The following is a 4,574-nucleotide window of genomic DNA, read 5'->3' on the forward strand; positions in this document are numbered from 1 at the left end:
GTACGTCTGACGCTTCGCGAAGTTCCCGTAGACACTGTGCGACGAGCCGTAGACGATGCGCCGCACCCCATGGCGCTTTGCCGAATCCATCAGGCCGTAGGCGGCCGCCACGTTCACCTCGAATGCGGCCCAGGGATCGTCGAGCCCTGCCACCGCGCGAATTGCCGCTAGATGAACGATGCTTCCCGACCTGGCCACCAGAGCATCAACCGCCTCTCGATCCCGGAGGTCGATGTCGCATCGCTCCACGTCGGACAGTTCACCGAAGGTCTTGGATCGGTCGGTCCAGTGCGAATCCGCGGCCAACACGCGATAGCGGCCCGATGTACTCAGCTGCTCGACCAGCCTCGATCCGACGAATCCGGAAGCACCGGTCACCAGCACGACTTCTTTCGATCCCGTCACGCCAACCTCTTTCGATTGTTCCAACTCACCCGCCCACACCCCCGAGCCGACGAAAAGGATCGAAGACGCAGTGACATTCGACACACGATTTCAGCAGATATTTTACCAGCTGTCAACTATCTGACTTATGATATTCTGTGCACAGAGTCCTTGGCTAGCAGAAGCCCGACCGTGAGATCGACGCGCACGAGCGATCGGCCGTGGCTTACCGCCACAATGCCCATCAGGACGAGGAGGACGCCCCCGCCCCTCACCCGACGTTCCCACCCAAAGGAGATAGAGCAATGCTCATGGAACACCGACACGGGAAGTTGTTCGTCGATGGTCGATGGATTGCAGCGCGCGGCGAGCGCATCCCCGTCGTCTCCCCGGTCAGCGAAGAACTCCTCGCCGACGTGGCGTCGGCATCGCCTGCCGACGTCGATCTCGCTGTAGCCGCGGCCCGCGTGGCCTTCGACACCGGCCCGTGGCCCCGCATGTCGCTCGACGAGCGCATCGCCGTCGTACGGCGGTTTCGCGGATTGTTGATTGACCATGCCGAACAGATCGCGGAACTGATCACCACCGAGATGGGGTGCCCGATCACCCAATCCCGCACCATCCAGGCAGCGAACCCCGTGCGGGTGATCGATGCGTATCTCGACTTCATTGGTGAGTACCCGTTCCGCACCGTCCGGTCAGGACCACTCGGAAACGCATTGGTGACAAGAGAACCCGTCGGGGTGGTCGGGGCCGTCGTCCCCTGGAACGTGCCGATGGGTATCAGCGTGCAGAAGATCGTGCCGGCGATCCTCGCAGGATGCACATTCGTGCTGAAGCCGGCACCGCAGACGACGCTGGACGCGTACCTGCTGGCTGAGCTCATCGAACGGGCGGGGTTCCCCGCAGGTGTGATCAACGTCGTGCCCGCCGAACGCGAGGCATCGGAGCACCTGGTCGCGCATCGCGGGGTGGACAAGGTCACCTTCACCGGTTCAACGGACGCAGGTCGCAGAATCGCATCGCTGTGCGGCGCGAATATTCGTCGTGTGACGCTCGAGCTCGGCGGCAAGTCGGCCGCCGTGATTCTGGACGATGCCGACATGAACGCGACTGCCGAACTGCTCCGTATGGGTTCCTTCAGGAACAACGGTCAAGTCTGTACTTTGAAGACTCGCATCCTCGTCTCCGAGAAGCGGGAGAGTGAACTTCTGGATTCACTCGCTGCGATGATCGACACGATGGCAGTCGGCGACCCGCACCACGATGCGACCGAGATCGGTCCGCTGTTCAGTGAGCGCCATCGCACCACGGTCGAGAAGTACATCCGAATCGGTCAGGAGGAGGGTGGCCGAATCATCAAGGGCGGCAACCGCCCCGCCGGCCTCGAGCACGGATGGTATGTGGAACCAACGATCATTGCCGGAGTATCCAGAGGCGCGACCGTCGCACAGGAGGAGATCTTCGGGCCGGTGGTGTCCGTGATGACCTACCGCGACGAAGAGGACGCGATCGCCATCGCGAACGACTCGCAGTACGGCCTCAACGGTGCCGTCTTCTCTTCGGATCTCGAACGCGGGCTACAGGTCGCCAGCCGGTTGCGCACCGGCGTGGTCGAACTGAACGGCAGTCCGATCGGACTGCAGTCGCCGTTCGGTGGATTCAAGATGAGTGGAATCGGCCGAGAGAACGGGGTCGAAGGATTGGAGGCGTACACCGAACTGCGGTCGATCGGCCTGCCGGCGGAGTTCGCGCAATCCCTGGCCTGACCGCCACTGACGGACTACAAACGTGGAGGCCCGGAACCGAGAACTGGTTCCGGGCCTCCGACGTTACGGATGAGCTACTCACCACGCATATGCTGCCGGAGCCTCACCGCCGGGCCCCGGGAAGATCTTGTCCAACTCCGCCATCGTCTCCGCGGACAACGACACGTCCAACGCACGAGCGCTCTGGTCGAACTGTTCGACGGTCCGCGGCCCCGCAATGATCGTGGAGACGACGGGATTCGCCAGCAGCCAGGCGGTCGCGACGTCGGAGGGACGCTCACCGATCTGCCGGCAGAGTGCTTCATAGGCCTCCAGCTGGGGACGGATCCGCTCGATCCGGGCCTGCATTTCGGGGCGGCTGCGGCGACCGCTGCTGGCGTTGTCGAGCACCCCTCCGAGGAGGCCACGCCCCAATGAACTCCATGGAATCAGCCCGATCCCGTAGTTGCGCAACGCCGGAATCAACTCGAGCTCGATTGTCCGCTCGGTCAAGTTGTACAGACTCTGCTCCGAAACCAGACCGAGAAAGTGGCGGGCATTCGCGATGCATTGCGCGGTCGCGATATCCCATCCCGCGAAATTGCTGCTACCGACGTAGCTGATCTTTCCCTCCCGGACCAACTGCTCGAATGCCTGCCACACCTCTTCCCACGGCGTGGTTCGGTCGACGTGGTGCATCTGATAGACGTCGATGTGGTCGGTCTGCAGCCTGCGGAGGCTCGCCTCACACGCCCTACGGATGTGATAAGCCGAAAGCCCGCGATCGTTCGGACCGGTATCCATCGGCTGGTAGACCTTGGAAGTCAGGACGATCCTGTCCCGTCGGGAGGGGTCCTGTGCCAGCCACTTGCCGATGATTTCCTCGGAAGTGCCGAATCCCTTCTCCATGTCGGGAGTCTGCGGACCACCGTAGACATCCGCCGTGTCGACGAAGTTGATGCCCAACTCTACTGCGTGATTGAGAATCTCGAAGCTTCCCGCCTCGTCCGTGACGAATCCAAAGTTCATCGCTCCCAGACCGATTCGACTCACCTTGAGCCCAGAACGCCCCAGCCTGTTGTATTCCATTTCCCTCTCCTTAAGTCTCATCCCAGAGCGGCCCGAACCCCGATCACGATGATCCACGCACCATTCTCAGACCTGCATGATGTCGTTCCCGCCGCCCGGCCAGCCCCGTTGCGCGCACCGCTCTAATTCGCCAAGCTGTACTGCTCCATCACGTTGAGCACCAGCTTGCGCACCTCGGGCCGGGCAATCAGGGCGATATTCGCGGCCAGACTCTCCTTCAGCGCGGCGTCCAGCTCGAGCGTCGCCGCGGCACGCGCGATCCGCTTCGCGTTCGCATACGTCGCCACCGGCCCGTGCGTCATCTCGCGGGCCACCTCGGCCGCCCGGCGTGCGAGGTCCTCGGTGTCGCACACCTCGCTCACCATGCCGGCCGCCAGTGCCTGCGCGGCATCGATGAACTCGCCCGTCGCAATCATCCGGGATGCCTTCTCCAGACCGATCAGCTTCGGCAGCAGGTACGCACCGCCGGCCACCGGCACCATGCCGAGGTTGACATAGCTCTCGGCGAACCTCGCTTGGGACGCGGCCAGGCGCACATCACAGGAGAGTCCGAAGTCCAGCCCGCCGGCAGTCGCGTGGCCGTTGTATGCGGCGATCACCGGAACCGGGGTGTTCCACAGCAACCGCACCGTGCGCTGCACGGCCGGCATCCAGGTGACGGCGAGGTAGTCCATCAACCCGTCGGCACCGTCGGCGGAGTACACCGCGTACATGTCCTTGACGTCGGCGCCGGCGCAGAACACCTTGCCGGTGCCAGTAAGCACCACCGCACCGATGCCGTCGGTCTCGGCGAGGTCGGCGACCGCATCGCCCATGCGGGTCACCACGTCGGGGGTGACCGAGTTGCCCCGGTCGGGCCGGTTCAGTCGTACCGTGCCCACACCGTCCACGGTATCGATGACGATGTCATCGGTGGACTCGATCACTGCGTCAGCCACGTTCCTTCACCACTTTCGTTACGTTGCGCGGCACCACGGTAGGGTCCTCGACCCACGACCGCACCAGCCGCTTGATGTCACCGCGCGCGATCTTCGCCGCCTTCGAGGCGCGCGGGATCGGATCGGTCGAGATGTACACGTGACCCGGGCGTTTGAACCCCGCCAGGTTCTCGCGCAGCACCGCGGCCAGCTCCCCGCTCACGTCGGCCCACAGTGCGTCGATGTGCACGTACGCCGCCGGGGTCTCGCCCCATTTCGGGTCCGGCACGCCCACCACCACCGCCTCGCGGACCATCGGATGCAGTTCGAGTGCCCGCTCGATCTCCACCGGCTGGATGTTCGTGCCACCCGTGATGATGGTCTCGCTCGCACGACCGACGATGAAGATCCGGCCGTGCTCATCGAAGTGCCCGAG

5 protein-coding genes are annotated in these 4,574 nt (G+C 63.8%); 1 reads left to right on the forward strand and 4 read right to left on the reverse strand.

Annotation, left to right across the window (positions count from 1 at the left end; all coding sequences use genetic code 11):
• A partial coding sequence (locus AC1D1G_RS42040) for an NAD-dependent epimerase/dehydratase family protein (RefSeq protein ID WP_477956583.1) occupies window positions 1-489 on the reverse strand: 489 nt, incomplete at its 3' end.
• A 200-nt stretch (window positions 490-689) separates the two neighbouring features.
• Between AC1D1G_RS42040 and AC1D1G_RS42045 the strand changes: the two genes are divergently transcribed.
• Window positions 690-2,153: an aldehyde dehydrogenase gene (locus tag AC1D1G_RS42045; RefSeq protein ID WP_317568824.1), complete on the forward strand. Its 1,464-nt coding sequence runs from the start codon at window positions 690-692 to the stop codon at window positions 2,151-2,153.
• Between the two features lie 78 nt (window positions 2,154-2,231).
• Here the strand turns inward: AC1D1G_RS42045 and AC1D1G_RS42050 are convergent, their stop codons facing one another.
• From AC1D1G_RS42050 to AC1D1G_RS42060, 3 genes are all read right to left on the reverse strand, one after another.
• Entirely contained in the window at window positions 2,232-3,221 is a 990-nt protein-coding gene (locus tag AC1D1G_RS42050; protein WP_283351966.1) for an aldo/keto reductase, read from the reverse strand.
• A gap of 122 nt (window positions 3,222-3,343) precedes the next feature.
• Window positions 3,344-4,159, reverse strand: coding sequence for an enoyl-CoA hydratase/isomerase family protein (locus tag AC1D1G_RS42055; protein WP_283351965.1), 816 nt, complete (start codon window positions 4,157-4,159; stop codon window positions 3,344-3,346).
• A partial coding sequence (locus AC1D1G_RS42060) for an AMP-binding enzyme (RefSeq protein ID WP_477956584.1) occupies window positions 4,152-4,574 on the reverse strand: 423 nt, incomplete at its 5' end. The genes AC1D1G_RS42060 and AC1D1G_RS42055, both read right to left, overlap by 8 nt.

It is taken from the genome of Rhodococcus sp. P3_B8, from assembly GCF_056402775.1.

What these genes read in the sequence shown, in the direction of transcription:
- AC1D1G_RS42045 (WP_317568824.1), top strand. Translation starts at nt 690, where the DNA reads ATGCTCATGGAACACCGACACGGGAAGTTGTTCGTCGATGGTCGATGG.
- AC1D1G_RS42050 (WP_283351966.1), bottom strand. Translation starts at nt 3,221, where the DNA reads ATGGAATACAACAGGCTGGGGCGTTCTGGGCTCAAGGTGAGTCGAATC.